At 40.9% G+C, this 23,886-nt stretch carries 23 protein-coding genes and 2 pseudogenes; 17 read left to right on the plus strand and 8 right to left on the minus strand.

From position 1 onward, the window contains the following. Positions 1-349 precede the first annotated feature (349 nt). The gene (locus N39L_RS28355; RefSeq protein ID WP_014277051.1) at positions 350-7,402 is read left to right on the plus strand and encodes a LamG domain-containing protein; all 7,053 of its coding nucleotides are present in this window, start codon (positions 350-352) and stop codon (positions 7,400-7,402) included. A 345-nt stretch (positions 7,403-7,747) separates the two neighbouring features. Then, the gene (locus tag N39L_RS28360) at positions 7,748-9,151 is read left to right on the plus strand and encodes a site-specific integrase (protein ID WP_014277052.1); all 1,404 of its coding nucleotides are present in this window, start codon (positions 7,748-7,750) and stop codon (positions 9,149-9,151) included. Between the two features lie 359 nt (positions 9,152-9,510). On the opposite strand, the gene N39L_RS28365 is transcribed toward N39L_RS28360, so the two are convergent. The 8 genes from N39L_RS28365 to N39L_RS28400 form a co-directional block, all read right to left on the minus strand. Further along, positions 9,511-9,720: a hypothetical protein gene (locus N39L_RS28365; protein ID WP_014276599.1), complete on the minus strand. Its 210-nt coding sequence runs from the start codon at positions 9,718-9,720 to the stop codon at positions 9,511-9,513. Between the two features lie 503 nt (positions 9,721-10,223). Then, positions 10,224-10,478, minus strand: coding sequence for a hypothetical protein (locus N39L_RS28370; protein WP_035737692.1), 255 nt, complete (start codon positions 10,476-10,478; stop codon positions 10,224-10,226). After that, a complete protein-coding gene (locus N39L_RS28375; protein ID WP_014276600.1) occupies positions 10,479-10,835 on the minus strand; it encodes a hypothetical protein in 357 nt (118 codons plus the stop codon). Positions 10,836-10,846: 11 nt separating this feature from the next. Beyond that, positions 10,847-11,563 (minus strand): tail fiber domain-containing protein, encoded by a 717-nt coding sequence (locus N39L_RS28380; RefSeq protein ID WP_014277053.1) that lies wholly within the window; start codon positions 11,561-11,563, stop codon positions 10,847-10,849. 156 nt (positions 11,564-11,719) lie between these two features. Continuing rightward, the gene (locus tag N39L_RS28385; RefSeq protein ID WP_014274054.1) at positions 11,720-12,946 is read right to left on the minus strand and encodes a hypothetical protein; all 1,227 of its coding nucleotides are present in this window, start codon (positions 12,944-12,946) and stop codon (positions 11,720-11,722) included. Positions 12,947-13,012: 66 nt separating this feature from the next. Then, a complete protein-coding gene (locus tag N39L_RS28390) occupies positions 13,013-13,360 on the minus strand; it encodes a hypothetical protein (protein WP_014274053.1) in 348 nt (115 codons plus the stop codon). Positions 13,361-13,386: 26 nt separating this feature from the next. After that, positions 13,387-13,956, minus strand: coding sequence for a hypothetical protein (locus N39L_RS28395; protein WP_231851993.1), 570 nt, complete (start codon positions 13,954-13,956; stop codon positions 13,387-13,389). After that, positions 13,920-14,180, minus strand: coding sequence for a hypothetical protein (locus N39L_RS28400; protein WP_014274051.1), 261 nt, complete (start codon positions 14,178-14,180; stop codon positions 13,920-13,922). The genes N39L_RS28395 and N39L_RS28400 overlap by 37 nt, the downstream gene beginning before the upstream one ends. A 66-nt stretch (positions 14,181-14,246) precedes the next feature. On the opposite strand from N39L_RS28400, the pseudogene N39L_RS28405 reads away from it, so the two are divergent. The 15 genes and pseudogenes from N39L_RS28405 to N39L_RS28475 all read left to right on the plus strand — a co-directional run bounded on the left by N39L_RS28405 (position 14,247) and on the right by N39L_RS28475 (position 23,884). Beyond that, positions 14,247-16,068 (plus strand): annotated as a pseudogene (locus tag N39L_RS28405) (hypothetical protein). After that, positions 16,068-17,765, plus strand: a complete 1,698-nt coding sequence (locus N39L_RS28410) for a hypothetical protein (RefSeq protein ID WP_193353187.1) — start codon at positions 16,068-16,070, stop codon at positions 17,763-17,765. Before N39L_RS28405 ends, N39L_RS28410 begins: the two are co-directional and overlap by 1 nt. A gap of 118 nt (positions 17,766-17,883) precedes the next feature. Beyond that, complete coding sequence (locus N39L_RS28415) at positions 17,884-18,129, plus strand: hypothetical protein (protein ID WP_035735928.1); 246 nt, start codon at positions 17,884-17,886, stop codon at positions 18,127-18,129. An 80-nt stretch (positions 18,130-18,209) separates the two neighbouring features. Further along, the gene (locus N39L_RS28420; RefSeq protein WP_014274194.1) at positions 18,210-18,851 is read left to right on the plus strand and encodes a hypothetical protein; all 642 of its coding nucleotides are present in this window, start codon (positions 18,210-18,212) and stop codon (positions 18,849-18,851) included. Between the two features lie 193 nt (positions 18,852-19,044). Further along, a complete protein-coding gene (locus tag N39L_RS28425; RefSeq protein ID WP_014274193.1) occupies positions 19,045-19,509 on the plus strand; it encodes a hypothetical protein in 465 nt (154 codons plus the stop codon). A gap of 112 nt (positions 19,510-19,621) precedes the next feature. Then, on the plus strand, positions 19,622-19,975 hold the full coding sequence (locus N39L_RS28430) for a hypothetical protein (protein WP_014274192.1): 354 nt from the start codon (positions 19,622-19,624) through the stop codon (positions 19,973-19,975). Continuing rightward, positions 19,965-20,369: pseudogene (locus tag N39L_RS28435) on the plus strand (DUF1064 domain-containing protein). The gene N39L_RS28430 and the pseudogene N39L_RS28435 overlap by 11 nt, the downstream one beginning before the upstream one ends. Continuing rightward, entirely contained in the window at positions 20,362-20,727 is a 366-nt protein-coding gene (locus tag N39L_RS28440) for a hypothetical protein (RefSeq protein WP_014274190.1), read from the plus strand. The pseudogene N39L_RS28435 and the gene N39L_RS28440 overlap by 8 nt, the downstream one beginning before the upstream one ends. A gap of 289 nt (positions 20,728-21,016) precedes the next feature. Next, positions 21,017-21,406 (plus strand): hypothetical protein, encoded by a 390-nt coding sequence (locus tag N39L_RS28445; protein ID WP_231851946.1) that lies wholly within the window; start codon positions 21,017-21,019, stop codon positions 21,404-21,406. Between the two features lie 85 nt (positions 21,407-21,491). Next, positions 21,492-22,112, plus strand: coding sequence for a hypothetical protein (locus N39L_RS28450; RefSeq protein WP_014274636.1), 621 nt, complete (start codon positions 21,492-21,494; stop codon positions 22,110-22,112). Continuing rightward, positions 22,109-22,687 (plus strand): hypothetical protein, encoded by a 579-nt coding sequence (locus N39L_RS28455; protein ID WP_014274637.1) that lies wholly within the window; start codon positions 22,109-22,111, stop codon positions 22,685-22,687. Before N39L_RS28450 ends, N39L_RS28455 begins: the two co-directional genes overlap by 4 nt. A gap of 12 nt (positions 22,688-22,699) precedes the next feature. Further along, a complete protein-coding gene (locus N39L_RS28460; protein ID WP_014274638.1) occupies positions 22,700-22,924 on the plus strand; it encodes a hypothetical protein in 225 nt (74 codons plus the stop codon). Positions 22,925-22,986: 62 nt separating this feature from the next. Further along, the gene (locus N39L_RS28465) at positions 22,987-23,265 is read left to right on the plus strand and encodes a hypothetical protein (RefSeq protein ID WP_231852015.1); all 279 of its coding nucleotides are present in this window, start codon (positions 22,987-22,989) and stop codon (positions 23,263-23,265) included. Positions 23,266-23,283: 18 nt separating this feature from the next. Next, positions 23,284-23,565: a hypothetical protein gene (locus N39L_RS28470; RefSeq protein ID WP_035736471.1), complete on the plus strand. Its 282-nt coding sequence runs from the start codon at positions 23,284-23,286 to the stop codon at positions 23,563-23,565. Beyond that, positions 23,519-23,884, plus strand: coding sequence for a hypothetical protein (locus N39L_RS28475; protein ID WP_014274186.1), 366 nt, complete (start codon positions 23,519-23,521; stop codon positions 23,882-23,884). The genes N39L_RS28470 and N39L_RS28475 overlap by 47 nt, the downstream gene beginning before the upstream one ends. Positions 23,885-23,886: the final 2 nt, after the last annotated feature.

Raw genomic sequence — 23,886 nt, forward strand, 5'->3', positions numbered from 1 at the left:
TTCAATTCTCGATGGCCTGACGGAGCTGTGGCCGCTTTTCTGCGGGCAGCTCCATGACTTTATTAAAAAAATAAAAAGAATCGACTTCCTGCCATCGCTTGAAGGCTAAGGTATTAAAAAATTATCCGATAGTTTCTCGTCCCATTTGCGGGTGCAGTAACCGACAGAACGACTAGGATTCACTCTTTTTTTTGAAGGGGGATGGTTTTTTTCGTTAGTCCCAGCCCCAAACTGGCATCAGGGAAAATGTGATCAGCATCGTGACAACTGCAAGGGGAGCGATCGGGCCGGGAAGCGGCGATCGTGTCCTTGGCTAACAATGTAGAATCTCTCAACAAAACAGGAACTTATGTACCTAAAACAAGACAAACTCCAACATATTAGTACAATTACCCATGAGGGTAAGGTTGTTGTCTTTGGCACTGATAGCAGCGGTAAGATTTTCTATACGGTGAAGCAGGATGGTTTTGAAGATAGTTACCTAAATACCCCTGCTGACCAAAGAACCGGTTGGGAAACTTGGCAAACCCTAGAGTTTCCGAATGAGGCGGATGATCAATCGGTGATTGAGCAGGAGAAGGCTGAACTCACCTACCAGAATGATCCGAGTCGATATTTGCTAAGGTCTCGCTACTCGACCCAAGGCATGACCGCCGTTGCTCCCGTCCAGGTGATTGCTGCCCTGGATCATCTCTATGTGTTCCGCCAATCCACGAGTAATACCCTGTTGGTTGATCGCTTTGTTCTGGACGGCATGACCAACAAGCTAAATCGGAAACTGGAAGTCCGGTTTAAGCGGAGTCGGCAAAAGCACACTCCGACCAAAACTATGACCATGGGCAGCAATGGCCTCAGCAACGTCGATACCCTCGACTTCCGAGATGCCAATGGCAATTTATTTTATGAACCCACAACGGAACTTTGCTTAGTCAACAACCTGCACAAAGGTTGGTTTTCTGTGGTAGTAGTGCCTACTATTGAAAATGATGTTCATCGGTGGCATATTTTTGCCTACAACAGCCAAAGTGAAAAAGTTGAATTAACGACCCTTCGCGCTTCCAAGGAAGGACTCTTTGACCTCAAAGACTACACTATTTATGAAGAAGTCGAAGAGACCTTAGTGCCGAAGAAAATTCCAGGGGTGATTCAGCGAACCCTGGATATTGATGGGGTCTCTATCACCAATGGCCTGTCAGCGACCAAGTATGATCTCCAGCAGGAACAGGAAACCCAATCTGGGGATACCCAACTGCTGCGAAGTGCCACTAAACTCATGGTCGCGATTCCTACTGATAAAGGGGCAGCGGCTCTGAGCTTTGCCATTGCTGGAGATGGCACCCTATCTGAAATTGATGAAACTCCTGAACGGACTATTGCCCGCAGTCGTCAGCGGGAAATCTTGTTGCCCCTCAATACCCTAGACGAAGTCAAAGCCCTCGCAGATTCAACGCCCCCACCCCAGGGGGTGATCCGTGGATTGGCCCTGGGTACTGATGCTGATGATGCCGAAGACCTGGTGAAGGTGTCTACCGAAGGAGACGCTGGCGAACTGACCAATGGTGATCTGGTAAAGATTATGGGCACCCAGGATCTGGGTGGGCTCTATGGTGCTCAGAAGATTGACGACCATACCTTTGAGATTGAACTACCGAATGCCGCCGATAATCTAGGGTATTGGGAAAAAGAAGACCTAGAGGAAGCGGGCTTGATTTTCGATGGCATGATTGCCGCCTATGAGAAAACCGCTGACGGCAAGCTGCGCGTTACCTGTGACTACCACGGTCTTGAAAATGGAGATGAGGTGCAAATCATTGGCACCGAAAACTATGACAATACCTATCCGGTGCAGCCCGTTGATGATAATCACTTTGTCATTGAGCGGCGGTGGGCCAAGGCGGAAGCTGTCAACATCAAGGTCATCTCTCGCAAACGGCGTGGCATTGTGCTGGATGGCGTAAACGACTATATTGAAATTGCCAACCCCTTTGCTAAAAACAAAAACTTCACTATTTCTGCTTGGATAAAGCCGATGCAGATCAATACTGGGGCAACTCAAGCTGTGATGGGCAATGATCTATGGCAACCATCGTTGTGGATTACACCTGACAACGGTGGCTTACACTACATGGCGTTTGCTGCTCCCAACCAAGAGTCTGTCTTGAGCGGCACCTTCAACAACTTCTTTGATCAGGCAGAGACTTGGGTTCATATAGCCTGGGTAAAAGATGACAACAGATTCAAGTTCTATAAAAATGGTGTGGAATTTGCTGTTGTTGAGAATGTACCGGAAAAGCTTTACAGTGATCCATCCAGCAATTATCAGTTCGGAAAAGTAGGCCAAGACTTTTTCTCTGGGCATCTGGCCGAGGTACGGATCTGGTCGCTGCCCCAAAGTGCTGAAACCATCAAAAATAATATGTACCTGCAACTGCGGGGCAAAGAGGTGGGCTTGGAAGGGTATTGGCGCTTGGGTGGCATTGCCGAAGGCAAAGTGAGTGACTTCGCTATCCACGGCAATGAGGGTACCGTTTATGGCGATCCCTACGTCAGTGCGGCTACCCTCAGCCGCAAACTGGCTAGTGGAGCCAATGCAGTTAAATACAGCAATTCTGACCTGTTTGCCGTCAGCCAACGCGCCACCTATGAAGAAAGCTTTGAGTTCAAGGTCAATGCTTCAAAACCAGTGACGCTAGCAGATCTCAACAATGCCGATGGCCGTGGCCAGGACACTAAACTCTTTACCTTCTCCCACTGGGGTAAAACCAGCCGCAGCGCCAACGATACCATTGCGGTCTCGGCAGTGCAAGATGAGTTTGAAGATCTGGGGAACGGCTGGTATCGGGCTTCTTGTACCCTAACGATTCCCGATGAGATCAGTCTGCTGCGCTCCTTCGAAATTGCGAAGGTACAAGGTAACTGGAATTCCTTGGAAATTCGCAAGCACCACATTCGTCTGTTGTCTGATTCGATTACATCGGCAAAGTATGTCGATGATATGGCTTTAAAAATGTTGGCAGATGATCAAGCTGATTCGATGGCAAATTTGAAAGATCTGAAGCGAAAAGAAATGCAAGAAATAACGCTAAAAAATGAAAAACAGGAGCTAGAAGAAAAACTGGCAGGGCTTAAAGATCTTGAACTAATCAGAAGACGAGTTAATGAATTGATTGTCGAAATTCAAGACCTTGAAATTCAAGAAAAGAATTGCAAATCGAATTATGATTATGAAGTGAATAATCCTTTTAATTATGTATGCCATATCCAAACGACATACAACGGTTGGTTCTGTCACTATGTATTATTGTATGATTATAGTGGCTCCTTTCCAACCATAAGAATGTCCCCTTCGAGTTCTGGTGCTGGTGGTAAATGGAAATTCAACAAGATAAGTCAAGAATATTACACAATTCAGACGACATACAACGGCTGGTTTTGTCACTATGATTATAGTGGCTCATTTCGCTCATTTCCAACTGTAAGAATGTCCTCCTCGAGTTCTGGCGCTGGTGGAAAATGGCAGCTAAACAAGGTGGATCAAAAATATCATACAATTCAGACGACATACAACGGTTGGTTCTGGAACTATGATGATAGTGGTTCATTCCCAACCACGAGAATGTCCCCTTCGAGTTCTAATCCATGGCAACTTGTCAAGACGGAAGAGCAAGTCAATGATGAGATAGAAAAATCTCGACAAGCATGGCAAAAGATCACTGAACTGCTTAAGCAAAAGAGAGATCTATTGTATGTAAGCAGGCAAATTTTAAGTGCTGGTGATCAAGAAAAAGAAGCATGGGAAAAACGATTGGATCAGGTGATTTCTCTGCTGACCCAATTGCAAATAGAGATAAATACTCTGAACACAGACTTTCTTAAGTTCATCAGTAATTCTCATGTGAAGCCCCAGGTAATGCCTGAAGTTGCCAAAGACGACAATGACTTAGTGACTCAAGGAGCACTGCTCGGATTTTTGCAGCCAGCGAGTCGGCTTCATGCCCTAGAAACTTGTGAAGGGAACGTCCAACTGAGTTACTTCGATACCCAAGGGCGGATGCGACAGACTAACTACGATGCCACCGCTGATAGTCGGAATGCCGCCTTTGAACAATGGGTTCCTGATGCCTACCGAGCTTGCCTCAACTTCAATCTTAGCAAGAGCGTCTTGACCTTAAATACGGCATTGCCCCTACCTATGGACTGGAGCATGGAGGCTTGGTTTGTCTATCCCTTGCCTGAAAAATTGGAATGGAATACCTTAAGTCGTTCAGACAGTGAGCACCATGTTTTAGTAAAAGATGGCAAACAGTTAGGTATCTACTTACGAGATGGCATTCAAGAACAGAGATTCTTTGACTGTGGCTTCAATTTAGATCAGCTCTCTCCAGGTTGGCATCACCTGACCGCAGTCGCCAAAGGGGATACAACCCTGTTCTACATTGATGGTCAAAAGGTTGGTGACACTAAAGCGAAGGCTCTAGCCGATGCCGAGGAAAGTTTGACAAAAACACCTAATGATTCTGCTGCACAGCAGAAGGTGGAAGCCATCAAGAAGGCAATTCTCAAAGTGGTTGGTGTTATTCGCACTATTGGTAATGCACCTGGGGGACAACCCTTTGGCAAGCTTTCCGAAGTTCGCATTTGGGGTGATGCCCTCAGTGAAGAGGAAATTAATATCAATAGCAAAACTTTACTCAGTGGTAATGAACCAGGATTACTAGCCTACTACCCCATGAGTGAAGCGACGGGCGTAGAAGTCCGCGATCATTCTGGCAACAGTAACAATGGCACGATATCTAGTGCTAGTTGGTGGGCTTCCACAGTACCCATTGGTAATCTGGGACATACTGTGATGCAATTCGATGGCGTGAATGACCACATCACCTTGCCTGAGATGAATATTAACTACTCAGAAGGGTTCAGTTTAGAAGTGTGGGTGTGTCATAAGAGTCTCAAGAGCTGGTCAAGAATCATTGATTTTGGTAATGGATCCGGTGCAGATAATATTCTGCTAGCTAATTCAGCCAAAACCAATACCCTAGTGTTTGCTGTCAATCGAGGCTCTTCTGTTCAGGAAAGAATCGAAGTTGCAGATATCTTGATACCTGGAGAATGGACGCATCTTGCTGCAACTATTGACGCTTCCGGCAATGCCAAAGTCTATAAGGATGGTCAGCTCCTCCGCTCAGGAACTTGTCACTTGCCGAATAGCATCAATCGCAAAAATAATTACATTGGGCGCAGTAACTGGTCTGTTGATGAATACTTAGATGCTCAAGTTTCCGATCTTCGGATCTGGAACGTTGCCCGCACCCAGAAAGACATTCAGGCAGACATGAATACCCGACTCGGCGGCAAGGAACCTAATTTGGTTGCTTACTACCCACTGAATGAAGTCAAGCTGGAAGGCAACACTCGCAAGGTGCAAGATCTAGCGGGCAACCGTCATGGCACTGTCCACGAAGCCTTAACCACGCAGGATAATACCCTGCCCATTGGCGGCGATGCCTTAGTCTCTGCGGAGTACAGCACCGTTACCTTGGAACCCGCCACCAAGCGCAAGGTGGCGATCATGCGGCGCTTCCTGGGTGCGCCCACCACCAATGGGGCCACGCTGCTACCCGATAAGCGAATTGAAACCCTAGAACTGAAGTGGATTGGTAACGCCCAGTTTGCCCCGACCCTGCTGGGGTACATTGAAGGCCCGCCTCCCGTTCCCAGCGAGAATTTGACCATCGAAGAAGACTACAACGGTGCCACCTCGGTGGAACTCACCATGTCGGAAGACGTAGACTTTAGCTGGAACCGCGCCCAAGATAGCGGATTAGGTGCAGCGGCAGAGATTTTTGCCGGGGCAGAGACAGAGGCATCTGCTGGTCTTTTCGTCAGTGCAAGAATCGCCACCATGCGAGCCGGATTCAAAGGCAACTTTGACTTCAGCTACCAGTTCTTAAACGAGAGCAACATCACCTCCAGTTCTTCCCTCAGCTTGACCGACAAACTGGAACTGCGGGGCACCCCTGAGGTAACTCCCCACTTTCCCCACTTGGGCACCCGTTTTATCCCCAAGAATATCGGCTATGCCCTGGTGGTCTCGGCCATCTCCGATGTGTTTGTGACCCGCCTAGCCCGCAGCGGCAAGATGGTGGGCTACCAAGTGCGCCCTGTGGAAGGTCTGCCGCCGGATGTGAATACTATCACCTTCTTGATGAACCCGGCCTACACCATGAACGGCAGCCTAGATGGCATGACCGGCAGTAGTGCCACCAGCGATCGCTTCTTCAAACATGTTCCCGAAATGCGATCGCAGTATGGCTCCCTCTATCCGGCCAGTTATTACCGATTGAAAGAAGCCTACGACCTAAAAGAGCAGATCGAAGCAGAGGACAAGCGGCGAGAATCGTACTTCTCTAACTTCAATGTGCGCCTCTTGGATGAAACCTCCCTGAATCGGAACATTGACAGCGGCCCAGCACCTAGCACGATTGGCGTTAATCGAGAGGAAGATAAACCTGCTACCGAAATGACGGAGGAGGAGAAGAAGGCTGCCGATGCGGCGAAACAGCAAAATCTCCAAGCCAATGCCAATGCCAATGTGGATAAACAGAGTCAGGCTACCCAAGCCAAACAAGCGGAGATTCAGAGCAAAATCACTGACCAAGAGAAACGAGTGCAAGCCACAGAAAGCTTTGCTGGTTGGCAGAGACGAATGGAAGATCTACAGATTCGTGCTGCTAAACGCAACATTGTCAACACCTATGTCTGGGATGCCGATGGTGGACTGCGCTCAGAACAACAAAGCTTTGCCAACACAGTTGAACATACCATCGGTGGTTCATTTACGATGAATGCAGCCTTGGGGGCGGAAGCCAAATTTGGGGCCATGGCGACCGCAGAGCTAACCGCCCAAGCAACGGTAAACTTGACCCAAACGATGACCAAAACTGAAGCTCGTAGTAAAGGTTTTGAGCTAACGGTAGACCTCGGTGGATTAGAGTACAAGGGCATCACTGACTACAACGATCAGCCTATCCTGCCTGGAGAAAAAGTAGACCGCTATCGATTTATGAGCTTCTACCTGGAAGGCAGCACCGATCACTTCCAAGACTTCTTCAACTATGTGGTTGATCCCGAATGGCTACGCAGCAACGGCGAAGAAGCGCGGGCACTGCGCCAGACCCAGGCGGGCAAACCTAACAAGGCGTGGCGGGTGCTGCACCGCGTCACCTATGTGGAACGTCCAGCTTTGATGGGCTTTGGTCGGGACGTGCGTAAATTGCGGGTGGCGGCTGAAGTTTCAGAAAATCAAGCACTGTTGGATAAGATTGCCAAATTGGAGGATAAAAACCAAAAACTTGAGGAAAAACTGGATACTATCCTCGGCTTGTTGAAAGAGCAGAAATAGTCGATCATTAGATCATTAAAAGGAGGGGAAATAATTTCCTCTCCTTTTTTGATTGAGGGCGATCGCCGGATGATTTGGAAATTTTGGTTGGATCGAATCATATCAAATCCAGTTAAATATAGCAATGAGCGATCGTGTGGTTACAGATTCGGGACTAGGGACTCGGTATTAGGGAGTCGGGAGTCGGATCGAGCGTTTTTACAATTAAGGTCTGTGACGACTCCAGCGCTCACTGCTATACCCAGACAAAAACGGGTCTGATACCCGTTTTATAGCCTATAACCCCTATTCTACCGCCATTCTAATGCACTCAAAAGCGATCGCATTATTAGGAGTTAGTGCAAAATGAGTGCAAGTACAAACAGTACACATAGTGCTACATATCAAGGCTTTCAAGACATTCTTGAGTTTTTCAACCTATCCCGCAAACAATGTCCCAAAGGTGTCAGGATTAAACGTAACCGGGGGACAATCCAACTAGACATCACCACTGACCCGGAAACGGGGGGACGTAAACAACGGGGCTGTAATTGTCAGTTTACCCCAGAGGGTATCCGCAAGGCTGTTGACAAGGCTTGGTTAGTTCATAAATCCCTTGACGGACAATTTCAGTCGGTGTCTGAATGGCTGGACTGGTACAAGGCTACTATCCTTGATGAAAACAAAACTCCCCTAAAGAATGACTTAATCACCTACCGTCAAGTGTTTAAAGAGATGGAGGATGATTACTTTAACGGAGTTCACAAAAACACTAAGCGCAAACGTTCCCGCGATATGGCTAGTGACCAAAGGTCATTTAAACGCTGTTTTCTTACTGTGTTTAACAAAGTCACAGACTGGGATAGTTACGTTACCTGGGAGGGTATAAAAGAAGCCTTGTATACTCCATTGCCAGACGGTAGCAGCCCGGTAGGACATAAGGATTTTAAGGACCGATATTACAAGTTAAGGCAGGTAGCGGAACGGGCTGACTGCAAAAAAGCACTGGACAAGCTAGAAAAAATTGACCCTACCCAAACAGTATTTGCTGAATCCCAAAGTATAGACTTGGATACCTTGTTAAGTTTACTAGACAAAGAACGCAACACTGATTATCGTTCTGTCAAAGAGAATAATGCGCGTGATGGTTGGTGTTGGGTTAGTGCAATGTGTACTTTATATGGGTTAAGACCGTCTGAAGTAGCAGCAGGTCAAAATTTAACTAAGCCAGTTAAGATTGATGGCATTACCTTCCCAGCCATATCTGACCCTACCAACATTGAGTTAGTGTTAGTGATTGGAGAATTTACCTATTTTGGGGGTTCTACTAAGACAGGTTGGAGGTTAGCTATCCCAATGAGTAAAGACAAGGTTCTAATTAACCGCCTAGGGATTCATAACGTTTGTCTACCTATCACAGAATCCAAAGACCCTAGCAAGTTTAATACTAATCATTGTGGCTGGTTATCACGACATAAGTGGGGACTAACTCAAGCCTATGCCTTTCGACACCTTGGAAACCAACTGGGAGAGATGAATGGGATACCACAGGAAATCAGGGCGCGTTCGTTTGGTCACTCGGTAACGGTTAATGACAGCAGATACAAAAAACGTCGCAACCTTGCCACAGAGTTAGGTATCCTGACAAGACATCAAAGGCAACCATTGCCACTAGATATGGCAAAACAAACACTACTCAATCATGGTATTAACCCAGAATCACCAGAGATGAAAGCAGGACTTAGATTAATCTATCAGTTAGACGATTAACCCCCAATAAACCCACAACACAATACCCTCTAGGCTAAATACCTAGGGGGTTTTCCTTTTGCACTAACTCCTAATAATGCGATCGCTTTGGAGTGCACTAGAGTAACGGTAGAATAGGGGTTATAGGCTTTATAGTGGGTTTCGTACCCAACATCTCCAATTAACTTAAACCCTTATCATTATTGCGATAGGAGGAAATTAACTAACCCGTTAGTCGTACTGTTACATTCAAAATGCACTCCATTCAGTCTTAGCACACGGGACAATTAGCGCATATCCCTCAGCAACAAAACTTAATTATTGACGGGTTAATCAATAAGCACAACTTAATCAATCTGTCAAATGCCTACTATCTCCCCCTAACCAAACACCGATAGGGTAACTCCCTTGTGATACCCGTCAATGGCAAGCCTATCGGTTCGTTCCTCACCATTGACTGCTATCACATCGTTCGTTTCCCCAATAGTGCTTGTTTCGGTTAGGGGGAGGGTATGGCTTAAAGTCAACACGATAGCCGTAGGTAGCCGTAGGTAGCCGTAGGGGGAACCCACTAGGTTATCAATGTACAACGATACCCCTATCAATGTACAAAGATATTAGGCTGTCTTTCTATGGACTAGACCTATAGGTAAACCTATGTGCGATCGCAAAACCTGAACTATCATCTACCGGAACCAACCCGATACCCCTAAACAACTTTTCAACTGGGGACTTGTTTCGTCATCTCTCGCTGATACCTACATAATCCTAGACAATTGCTTTACCAGCGACATCGGTTATTCACATAATCCTAGGGAATTGATTCCGCATCGAAACCGATACCTACATACTGCTAGACAAGTCTCCAATTTATAGGGGTAATCATCCCGTGCGGAACTCAGTACCCCTAATAGACGGGTTAAGGTTTTGGCTTAGGGTGTTTATTGTGGGTAAATTAGAGGCAAGCATTCATATAAATTTTCAATAGGCCTATTGCAATAGGCCTATTGGCAAAAAATACATAGACACCCCCTACAGTTAGAAACCATAGGGGGCCATTTAAGTTATTGGGGTAGCTGTTAGGTGTTAGGGCTTAGGGTTTTCTCCAACCATCATCATCAATATCATCTCTGTTAATTGGAAGAGGGGGTGATTGCTTTTTATCTTCTAACTGTTTTTTACAAACTGTTGATGGCATAAAATCATTAACATATCTAATCAAATAATTTAGGCTATTTTGGATACCGTCTAACCTATTCTCAATAAGTAAGTTTCCTGTATGCGTAATGAACGTACTGAGAATAATCGCGACAATAATTAATCCTAGTTCAACTATTATTAAGTTCATTTATATTAATTTCCAAAAATGAAGTGTAAACCATTTAATCCTTTCTAGTGGAGAAAATGAAGCGTAAAAATTGCTGTACGGCGGTGATTCAATTATTTGATATTCATTAAGCCATACAGTTTCTCTTTTAACTAACATAGCTTGATTAACATCATTGTAACCATAAAACTTAAGCCACCCTGCCATTTTCCAGTACACGGGTACACTGTCAGCGTCAAATAATATCCTAACAAATTTACTGCCAGAAATGTCAGGCAATTTTTTAGTACCGTGTAGAGTACTATCATCTTCTATCCTGAAATTAAGTTCATAAACTTTAAACCAATTACTTTCAGATATATCAAGTGCGTTAGGCATTATCTGTTAATTTATTGTTGAGTGTTTAGCATATTTTCCAATTTGTCGATTTTTTCTGATAATTCCTGAATTGCCGCAATCACTAATGGTATTAGTTTGTCATACATAATTGTTAAGTAATCTATTTTTTTGTCGTCAACTTCAGGACTATCTGTATGGTCATTTTTAATCACTTCAACTGCGTTAGGATATATATTTTGTACTTCTTGAGCAATTAAACCAAATTGTTCTGTACTTGGATTAAAGCCATGAAATGCTGCAAGTTCATTATACTTAAACCACGTGACTGTCAATGCGTTAATTTCGCTTAACCCTAGAGTTGGTTTTGATAAAAGTGTTTTGAATTTAAGATCAGAGCTACCTTTAACGTAGTCTCCATTATCGTTAATATAAGATACATTTGTGCCTCCTACTCTAAATCTAGTATGTACTCCAGATGATGAAAGAGTTGAGCTCTTTATAAAATATGTCTGCCCGTTATATAATTGTATTGAATATCTATTGTCAGGAGCACCTCGCCAAACATCGCTTTGATGAAAATTAATACCATGATATATAAATACTCTAGGATTATTATCTGCTTCTAATTCCATAGAATAATTCCCCTGATAAGAAAACGCCCAGCTATTTCCTCCAACTCTACTATTTAGTACTAAATTTGCCGAACCAGCAGTAGAGCCTATCCGGCGGATGTCAAACCCCCTCCAAACATTAAAATCAATAAGCATATTTCCATCAGGAAAACTTTCATTAGTTGCAAAAGTTACTGGATTATTTGTTATGTTAAATGTTTTAATTCCTGTTAAAGTTTGATTACCTGTAGTTCTAACTACAGTTGAATCTACATTAATTGTTCTATTAGCTGCTAAAGTTCCTCCTCCGGATCAACCATCACCTGCAGTTAATGTAATATTTGAATGTGTGTGCGTTGTGGGAGTCCTAGCGTTAGATAATCTACTATCATTACCTTGACAGGCTGTGTTTGCTGTAGTGCCATAAGCAACCGCCCATGTTGTGGCAGTACTCCCATTAAAATTATTTCCAGTTAATCCCGTACCATTTGTTAATGTATTAGGAGTATTGGCAGTTATTGTTATATTGGCACTACCATTAAACGAAGTCCCATTAATTGTTCTAGCAGTTTGAAGTGCTGTTGCTGTTCCGGCGTTTCCACTTATTGACCCGGTAATTAATGAATTAAATGTTTTAACTCCTGTCCATGTCTGATTCCCAGTTGTAATTATCCCTGAATTAGTTGCACTAGCTGTAGGTAAAGTAACATTAGTTCCTGTTGATGATGTAACTACAGGACCTGCTGTTGTTCCTGCTGTTACTCCTAAATTAGTTGCTACATTTACTTGTGCGCCTGCCGCAATCCCATCCAGCTTGGTTTTATCTGCCCCCGTCATTAGACCCGCAAGCGCAGTCGTGGCACCAGGTAATACAGCATTAGTACCATCAGAACTGTTAACGGTTAACGTATTGCTTGTAGTGCTTGTAGAGAGGTTGGTGGATACGTTTGGGGCGGTGTTTCTAAACTCAGTTCCTACTAAAGTTAAGCCAGTTCCCGCAGAATAGGTTGTATTAGGAGGTGTTACCCAAACACCATCGCCGCGTAAATAGTTAGATGTACTACCATTTGTATCAATGGCAGCAACATTACCTGAATCTGTTATTTGGGATAAGGTATGTGTATGGCTAGTTGGCGTTCTAGCATTTGATAATCTGACATCGTTACCTTCTGTAACAGTTCCGGTAGTTGTTCCAAAATTTTTGTTAAACGCTGTATTTTTGGTAAAAGTAGGCTCTTTACCGTCTAATGTACTTTGAAGTCCTGTAACATTAGCAATGGTATGTGTATGACTTGAAGGAGTAAACGTTGTCGGTTTGGACGTTATTTCAGTCCAGCTATGGGAATGAGTAGATGGGGGGAAAGTGCCAGGTTTATTAATAATATTATTCCAAATTAACTCAGTTAATTTGACTAAATTAGTATTGGAGTCAATAACTGCTTGTATCCGTTCATTAGTTAAATACAGATTAACTTCACCTTCTGGCAAGTCATCGGTTGATTGCCCAAACTTACTAGAGTAAATGTTGAAATTAGTCATAACTGCCTCTATATTGATTATTTAATTAAATGGCTAATAACTTAATACTAGCCATTCATTTGATGATTACATATTGATATATTCGATAATTGTAACGCTGATACTAGCGCTAGATTCTGCTATCGCCTGTAACTCAGTTCTACCCCACGTTATTGAGATGGTATCACCTGGCTTAACCGAAAATGCAGCGTCTGACACGCTATCACCTGTAGGGTCAAATATTAGATGTACATTGGTATTTGACCGATTCTTTACAAACACCGTTCTACCGTTACTGGTAGCATTGATAGGCACAACTTCCGTGATAGTGTTAGCAGTCAAACTTATCGCTGTAGTTGTCGGTGTTCCCTGTATTTTACTGCTAATGTTTAGAGTGTCTAAATTGACAATAGAACTGTAAACTGAGAAACTCATAATAAACCCCTAAATCAAAGTACAATTTACCAATTTATTGTTTGTTCTAATCCAACAATATTGGTTACGCTATCCTCAGTTATAGCATAGATAGAAGCTGTTGATTTTAGTTCATCATCCCACCCAGCGTTAGGAGGTAAATATAGGCATTGATAAGGTACACAGTTACTGATATCACCGTGACAAAACCATACCCCTACAGAACCTACGTTTTGTAAGTGCAACCTATACCGATTAATATTTGAGGGTCTAACTAATGTGGGGGTATTGCCTATTGTCACCCCAAAATTTTCGGGTTGTGTCAATGTAGGGGTTTGAGGAACTGTATCGAGTTGATATTCAGCCATGCCCAAAATATTAATAGAATCATTGTTATGTAACTGAGTTAAACACCTAGCTTTAACTATTGAGTTGCTATCAATTGCTAAACCTTCGTTTTGATTAGTGATTAATTCAATTAACAGGTTTTCGGTGTGAATGCCTCCATAATATGGCAATTTGACAATCCCTAAATTTAACCCGTTTTCTGTTGCCATATTCCCATAAAATATCTGTAAATCTACCGCTCCCTGCAACACTTCCTGTTTTTTTTCCACCGTTGGTAATAGCTATCTTCCGGGTAAATTGTGGGGATTTGTGATTGTGCAATACTGGGAGTGTAACATCTAGCGTTTAACGATGATATATAGCTGTAAATACCGATATCATATTTATATCTTTCTGTTATTAATGATTCTAAAATAGTCCCGTTAAATAACTCTATGGCGTTACTCCAGTTAGCAGCGTTGATATTAGCCGTGATATTTTTAATACCTCTCATGATTTTAACCACCTATTAATAAATTATTTGTTAGTATAATATTACTACTTTAATGTGATTATTTAAATGGTTAGAAACACAATTAACCCATGGGACCCAGGTCCTACTAGGGAGCCACCAAAGAGAGATGAACCAAAGGGAGGTAAAAAACCGCGTGGGTTTGGTAGGAGACCTGGTTTTGGGGGTGGCAGAAGCGGCGGCGGTGGTGCTGGTAACAGTTTTGGCGGTCCTAATAGCGGTGACGAGGTAGATGATGATAAAGGAAGGCAACCACCAAAACCGGGGAACGAAATGCCAGACCCTCGTGATTATCCTGTTAAAAATAATAATAAATGGCATTTAATGATTTTTGCTCAAATAGTAAATAGTAGACTTAGCAGTGGAACATCTAGTATTAATAGGCATTGGTGGAGAAGGCAAGAAGCAACAACGTCAAATTTTAGACTTAATAAGATTGGATTAGATGTCTTTATAGAGTGGGAAGAATCATGGCATGATTCAGAGTACAATTACGAAGAGCCGATAATTGTACATAATGATTATATTAAACATCGTAAGTTATACCCGTTAAAACCTTACTATATGAATTCAGGTTGTGAAAGAGTTTCATTATATGGAAGTGGCTTTAATAGTTTTTATAACTCTGAATATAACGCTTCATGTCGTGATCCAAATAGGCTTATGATTAGTCCATTATTTGGGTCTATCTTTTACCGTTTAACTCCAGCCACAACCTGGACAGACGTAACAACTGTTTGGACTAAAGACCCGGAAGCAATGTTAGAATATATACATTTATGGGAAGTTCCATATATTGATAGAGGTCATCAATCATACTACGAATATGAGTCTGACGTATTGTGGGACGCCTATCGAGGTAGGTCGTATGAAAATACACGCTGGTATCCAGTATTTCCTACGAGTACTAGATTAAACTATACTTCTTTAGACGGTCCACGAATTTGGGAGAACACCCGTAATTATAGCTATAAACTATGGATTCTGTCTGAAGATAAAGATTATTTGCCGCCAGAAAACAACGTTCGTCAAATCACAATACCAGACAGACATGAATGAAGAATGCTGTGGAATGATTAGAAGGATTTACGAGTTCCTAGACCCTGAATCCTTTCCGGCTGAAATGCCTACAAAAATAACAGTAGATGCCGATAATCCTGATAATGGAATTAAAGAAATTAAAACATTGCCAGAGTGGTTAATGTACAGATTTGACATCGATGATGAGAGGTGGGGGGAATTTGAGGTAAAGGTAGAAATTAATGATATCAATCTTCTATCAGAAGAACAAGAAGAAGTAACAATAAAATTGCCTAATATTGCAGAATCTATAGCTGAAATTTTCGGGCTGGTTATGGAAATTGCCATCTCTCATCAGGTTACACAAAACGCTGTGTTAACCTGCTTACATGAAGCAGGTTTGGCTCACGCAGCAGCCTTTAAAGCTGGTAGGGAAGTCTCGGAAATATTAGACTATTTAGGCTTTGAAACTGAGGAAAAATACGAGAAACTAAAAACAGCTTTCACTCCAGAGGCTGATAATTTTGAGGAACTACTAGAACCTAACGAAAGTAAAGTTAAAATCACTAATCAAAAGAACGCGAAAGAAACACTAGAGACAGCCTTAAATCAAATAAAGGAAATATTCTCAATAGTTAGAGCGCAAGGTACTTTACAAGTTAATGGTAATGACCCATCAAAAGACATATTAGCCGATTTAACGCGGTTATATGATTCAATGAAAAAACAGGATGAGATTAGAGAACAGGAAACCAATAAAGTCAAAGAATTGCTCAAAAAAGACTTTCCTGATATCAAGATAGAAACCGAGTTAATAGACGGCGATAATCCACTAAGGGAGACTCTGTAATGGTAGCCAGAAGTGCAAGAATGCTAAGAACAACCCGTGGCTTATCCAGTCGTCAAACTAGGTCAGCAATTGGACGGAATGGAGTTAGACAGGTTAATTTTTCTCGACGAACATCAACCGAGGAAATGGGATGGTTTGGGAAGCTGTGGACAAAAGTCACAGGAAAAGTAGTTCAGTGGGGTAAATCATTTGCGGGTTGGTTATGGGAGGGACTTACTAAGTTCTTTTCTAGCTTTAGCTTTGAAAAAGTAGCGACATTTATTACCTCTAATTGGGACAGCTTTTGGAATTTCAACTGGAATATATCAGATGAACAGATAGACAAAAATATGATGAATATTGCTAATCAATTTATTAGTACTACCGCCGGTTTTTTGGGTAATATGGCAGGTAAATTAGTTTGTGGAGTATTGCCTACCATTGGTATTGCATTTATCAACAAAGCTGCTGCTATGCACATTGCCTTAAGCAAGGGACCTGAAATGCTTAGGGAAGTATCATCAGCTTTTGGTTCATACGTTAGGCAATCATTTAATATGGCTATGAAAGCTATAGCATGGCAACTGTTTAAACATGGTAGACGGGTTGTTAAAATGTTTTTAGCCGCAAGCCATTCAGCGCTTGCGAAACGTATCGTTTCGATGGTTCCCGGTGGTAAAGACAGGATGAAAAAGTGGGGTGACGAAAAAGGTGAAGAATGGAGTTTTGGGAAACAGAGAAGGGACGCTAGAGAAAAATTACCAGAAGAATATGACGGCAAGTTAAGCACTATATGGAACCAAGATAGTTCAGAGGAATTTTGGGATGAATTCTCAGATAATTGTAAAGAAGCGATTATTTTAGTCGCTCAAGGCTTAGATGAATATATCGCGTTACAACGCATTGAGGAAAATAGACAGCAACAGTTAGTTAGCGCGGTTATAGAAAACGGCAGCGAACGTTTTAGATTAGTATCAAGTTTGCGTAATTTACAGGAAAATGTAACCAACGCATTAGCTCAAACTGAGATATTAGGAAATAGAGATATTGGTCAATTTGTAGGGTCGGGTGATATCTCTGAAGTTCCGAATAGCAGTAATTTAAAAATTCAGTTAACCTTCATTTTGTACAATTACGAAAAACCTCCATATTGGACTAAGGAAAGACGGTCAAAACTACAAAAAACTCAAATAGAACTCCCATCAGTAGAAAGACACGAAATAACCTGGGATAAATTACAAAGGATATTTACTCAACCTAGTAAATCGGCATTTACCAAAGGCAATATCAAAGTAACCTGTAATATGCGAAATGGTAGGAAATTTTCATTTTTTGTGAATGAAAGCTCTAAATCTGACGCTGAAAGAATTTGTAAGGATTTAGTACAATTAACAAGTTCCTCAATTGTTTATCCTTTGATATTTGAGGAACGTAAAGGTTTTGGCGGTAGGGAAAATGCGAAAAGAATCAAAGAGAGCAAAATGTATATCAGTGAAGTGAAAATACTTAACTGGGAATTAATTGATAAATTTGAACAAGCCAAAATCGATATGGGAGAGAATAGTGTTTTGGCAACGTACAAAGACCCTAGGAAGTCTAAAGTAAAAATTCCTTTACATTTTGAGAAGAAACCTAAGTGGGTAGATGACGCAATCAGAACAGCTACTAGAACGTCGTTAGAAATGAAAACTGGGAGTCAGCCACCAACTACAGCTTAATGTAGTTTTCATTGAATAGAAGCTACATATATGTAGCATCTGATATATCAAATAGTTAACAGACAAATTCAGTTAATGATGCTAGGCTCTATGTATTAACTGATTAAAGGTGATGATTATGGCTAGTCCAGTAACTCTTAATGGTGCCACTCTCGAACACCAATTGCTAGAAGTTATCGAGCAAGTTCAACGTGCACAGATAAACGCAACTAGAAACCCTAATGGTGTAACGGTAGTTACAGCTTATACCCGCAACATGGCAACTGGAGCTGTGACAGTATCCCTAACAATCCCTACTGATGATGTTTGGGATGCTACTGATGGCTCTATCGATGTACAAGCCATCGCTGTTTTTGTTGACTAGGGTTCATTAACTAGGTAGACATTAACACTATTGTTGTCTACCTATCTAAAGTTTTGTTTGATAATTAATGAGGTTAAATTATGCCATTAAATGATGCTTACGATAAATATAAAGCAAATTTTGTTGCTAAACTAGCGGAACCGAAAGGCACTTGTATCGGCAGGAGTTTGATGGTTGAGGCTCCAGTAGACAAGACATCAAAGTATGTTATCCCAATGCCTATGTTGCTGCTTTATACGCTATCCGATAACGCCGTAACACAGGAACCCGTCCTGGTGCGAGACTTAACTATCTGGAGACCTCCCGTTAGTGGAACTACATCAACTAATGCTAATAGGCGTAATATCATACCAGGGGCTAGAGTTAGGTCATGGAAACGTATAGAGTACACAAAGATTTTTGTAGAAGCTCCTGCCTCTATGGGTGGAGTATGGAGAACATATCGCACATCAGGAACTAACGCGGGTGATAGGAAGCTAAGATTTATTGGTTTAAAAGTTCCTCAAATTTTCTCGATTAATTCTTTGCTATATGTTTTTGCTCATTACTGGAGCAAAAAACCCGCGAGTATTAGAACCTATAACTCAATGTTTCGTATTCCGGCTGAATCTGAAATTACCCTCGATAACCTAGGAGAACTAACCACAGGTAAAACTGAAGCACCTAATCAAGTACAAGGAAACCTTAGCGCTTTACCTGAGAAAACAGGCAACAAACCATAATAACTATCTTGTTGCTAATTATATACCCGTTAAATCACAAAATAGGATTAACGAGTTTTTTGTATTGGTTATTATTTGTACATTCTATATATACTTAATGTAATACTTGATATTTTTATAAATAAGTGTAAATTGTATAATTTATGTTTATTTTTAATAAATTAATTAGATAAGATAATTTTAATTAAATACAGTGAATTCAAAAGAGCAAGGTAACTATACAGTTACAGAATCAATTGAAGGTAGCGTAACTGTAGAAAATGTAACTAATGTCAATACTAATAAAGTATTGACTCCTACAGAATACCAAGAGACGTTGAGTCGGTTTAATCAGTTTACTAAGTTTCTGGAGTTGGTTAATACTTACCTTCCTTACCCCAAAACTTCATTAATTCAATCATTGACCAACAAACTCCAAACGTCGGAGATTATCAACTCAAATACCTTTTATCTGACATATTCAGAGATTGCCACACTTAAACGAGTCACCAACGCAATCCTGACGCTATTAAAAGCAGGTGGAGTAAAGCTACCTCGTAAGGTTACGGGAGCCATACAGGATGATATTAATGCACTAGAAGACCATCTATTGGGCTCTGAGAGTGATTTAGAGGATGAAGATAATGAAGTCAACCCATTTTCTAGTTGGTTAGATTAAGGCTAGTCCAAAATAAAACCACCCATATATTATCTGTTTTCAGGACTGAAAATACAGTCCTGAAAATGAATAATACCCAGGTGGCAGTCAACAAGCATCAGGAAATTATAGCATGATACCACGTCATTGGTCCGAGGTTAGGCTTAACCTACGAAACATCGCGTTAACCCCCTTGATGTATATCGGTCATTCCCTATATATCAAAGTTCCAATTTCCAGTGGAAAGTCAGGAATAACGTGGCCATCAACTTTAGTTAAGTTTGATAAGGATTTTATCGCTTATTTTTTAGGTAAAATCATTAAAAAATTAATACCATTAAACCCCGAAAAACTTGAGGAATTAATGGAGGATGCACTTGAGTATTACAGAGAAGAATACAGCATCTATGCGGCGGAAAATGGCTTAGACAAAGAAATTGATAACCCTAGCGGAAGTTTCGGAGTGCACCCAAAAGATGAGAAATAAATACAATGCTAGAGGACAAAAAATAGACAGCTATTATTTTTCAAGTGCATTTGAATGTAGGGTTTATCACCTTCTACGAAAACATGATAATCAATTAATTGTTCACCCTAAAATGACATTAATTGAACATGCAAAACCTTGGAAAAATATCACCTGGATTCCAGATTTTTAGAGTCCGTTCTTTAATCGTTACATCGAAGTTAAGGGAGTATTAACTGATTCATTTAAGCTAAAAATGCAGTTATTGCAGTACCTTAATCCTGGTTTAGTCAATCAGTGTTGGTTTGTTATAAGGGGGACATCCTACCGATGGCAAGGCATCTCATTTATCAATATCGACGAGTTTAAGGGGCTTTGGAAAAACTTAGAGATTCCAAGGGTAAACAATGAATAAACTGCACTACAAGGGGTTATTTTCCATTGACGGTGAGTTAATAAACACCACCTATAACCCACACCTATTTGAGTCAGAAACCACTCAAATAGCCTACCGGATACTAACCCCTATAAAGGAACATAAAACCCAGGAAATCCTTGATTTAGCTTATTCCTATATGGGTTGTTATAGCCCTAGGGGGGACTACAGAGGTCACGCTACAGCAAGGTTGACAAATGAAGGCAGCCTACGAGTATCAATTGTTGGTAACCCTCAATTTTGGGAGGTATGCAAAAAAATTTCAAACGTCATAATCAATCATCAAAGGATAATTAATCATGAGTATCGGATATTACGGCAAAAAACAGGACGATAAATTTAGTTATTGCAGTGCAGTTAAGCCCGGTGAAACGGCAACCTTTCTAATTGTTGATTATGCATAATTCCGAATTAAGTCACCTCATTTATGGATATTCGGGAAAGGTGTATCAGGGGATTTTTCTAACTTCAATGATAGGGATTGGAGTTATTCCAAAGGTGATAAATAATTAATTGCTGTACGGTTTTGTATTGAAAAATACGAGACTGAATATAACGGCAAAAAACGAGAATACACCCCTACATCTCCAGAACTCGCATTGCTTAAAATAGTCGAAAGTGACTCAATGCTTACAGACGGTTCTGTGATGTTTACAGCAACAATAAATCTAAGTCAATCATCAGTCAGACCTTCTGACAGGATATTAGAGGGAAATATCGGAGACGATAATTTAAACTCTGATATTTCTAATATCTTAGAAATTGAATGTATTAATCCATTCAATCAATCTTTCGCTACTTACTCAATCGGAGATATTGACGCTTTCATTGAATCCAAAACTAAAAATAAAGCAGGATTTAATGGAAAGGCAAAATACAAAACCTTCGAGGAAAGGTTAACAGAAGGGGCTAAGGTTTTGGATTGTGACCCTAGCTTTGAGAGTCTTTATAACAAGGTTAAACAACTTGATTCTAATGTATTAATTGCATTAATTGAATTACTGCGATTAATGTAGTCACAAATAAATCCCCCCTAAATATTTAGGGGGGAATAACCACCATACCATGTCAACAAGTCAAGAGCGATAAGAGGTTACTACCATGTCTGAGGACTATATTGATTATAGGCTAATCAGAAGCCAAATGTCATCTGAACTAGAAGAAATAATCACAGAAGGCAACCTGGGTGAGCAATTAGAGTCTGTTTTACGGGCTGTCTGTGTTCTGCCATATCCTGATATCCAATTCCCTATTGTAACCTCGTTTATAGCGTCTCCAGTAACCCTTATGAGTACAGCTGGCATCCTGTTCCTTTGGGGGTCTAGCGGTACTGGAAAGTCACAGATAGCTACCGTAGCATCTGAACTATACAAGACAACCTCGGTGCTTGCTAATAGCACTTTCGCTTCACTGAGAAACAAGATACAACATGAACGATTTTATGACCCCCTTCAATGTGAATTTGAGAAAAATTTTATATTGGTATGGGAAGATATCACCCCTAGCTTATTAATTGAAAATGAGAATATGTTATCGCTTTTCAAGGTGTTAAACCGCAAAAATAGCCGAATAACCATCAGTAGTCAGACACCGGGAACTAACATGATTTTTAATGCTTTCGCTTTAAAGGTGATTAATTCAATACATCCATTGTGGACATTTTGGGAGTTAAACGAACTCAAAAGACGGATGTTTCCTATATGGTTTAAAAAGAGACTATGACATCAGAGGAATATAGGGGCAATGGTTACGAGTTAAGTGATTTAAACGATGTAGAGGATATTACGCTTGATAAATTATCATCTCAATTAGAAATTTTCTGGAGAAATATCGATAACTGCAATCAATACAGCAAGGTCAAAAAACAACTACAGAAACACAAAAAAGATATCATTAACGCTAGGTTATCAAGTGAAATTATTGTCACCCATTCATTGATTTATCAATTATCTATCAATGAATCAATTAAACGCTTCAATGATTACTGGGATTTTGTTAATGAAAAAATCTTGACTATATCATCAGGTACTGAACAATTTTTAGACAGTTTTATCACTCAAGGTATTGAGGCAAAAATGAAACAAAATAACCAGGCAATTAACGCGGGATGTCCTGAGTTAACCGAGGTTGTAACTGATATCGACCCGAAAGCGTTAAAAGAAGCCATTGAGAGAGCCAAAACAGATGGATATCTTGATAGTCGCGTTAATGTTTCAGAGTTGACTAATCTAATGAAAAATAGAGGATATAATATGATTAATCAGAACAGCAAAAATGTTTGGAAACACATCATATAGGAGACCAAAAAAATGACTAAACCTCCCAACACAAATGCCATTATAAAGGCACGGTTTAAAACATTTAAACAAATGGTAGATAGTACAGTCTACAACGCTAATAAAGAAGACGCTAAGGAAACGTTAATTTCAATAATGAATGATTGCGAGGTTGAGTTATCCTTAGCAGAAGCGAAAAAACAATTATCGCTCAAACAGCTTAATTATATTCAGCATTTACTAACCAAAATCGAATAATTTAAACCCTTCCGAAATGACGTTAAACTATCACAACTTAACCACTATCAAAGGATAAATCCATGTCAATCAAATTAAGTACACCCGGATTAAACGTAGTAGAATATAGCTACATGAGTAATCGATTAAATCCTAACGTTGTAGGATTACTTGACTTAGTAGAACTTGCTATCACATCTGAACAATTCGACGAAATTGTCGAATTTATTCAAATCCACAGGCATTTTTTAAACGCGGAAATCGAGTTACTCAAAGGTATTGAAGCCTTGCTTGATGCAAAAATTACAGAACACAACAATAATCAAAATCACCCCGATAATGATGATCACAAGTTCAATTAATCAATAGGAAATAAAGCCATGAATGAGTTTGAACAAGAAAAAATGATGGTTATTGCAGAAATGGCTAGGGAGATTTTTGTCAGATTAGCTGGCAATAATTTAACAGCAACTCGTGAGGATAGAATCACGATAGCAGAAATTGCTCATAATTACGCTATTGACTTTCTGGCAGTACACGAGAAATGGGTAGAATCTCAGTATCCAATTATTACTCGATTCGATTCAGACGTAATATCACCTGAATGTAACCTTAATGGTTATAACAGCGATATCCTACTGGGAGGTGATTTTCATGCCTAAGCTACTCCCAGTAGTCACACTAACAGGGTCTTACAAAGGGTTTCTGGTAGGTCATGGTAATATCTGTATCGAAGTAGGTTCTTTAGAATGGTTTAAATACCTAGAAACCCATAAATCTTTTTCAGTAGAGGTTAATGGTAAACGATTTACAGCTTGCAAAAAACTCTCAATTAATGGTTTTACCTACTGGAACCTCAAAGGGTGGGATGGTAGCGTCAATCATCACATCTACATAGGGAAATCTGACCAACTCATTGTAGACAAGCTAACAGACGTAGCGTTAGCTATGATTACTAAGTGCAGAATGAGTAACAGCTAAAC

Origin of the sequence: Limnospira platensis NIES-39, from assembly GCF_026000695.1 — a bacterium.
Classification (GTDB): Bacteria; Cyanobacteriota; Cyanobacteriia; order Cyanobacteriales; family Microcoleaceae; genus Limnospira; species Limnospira platensis.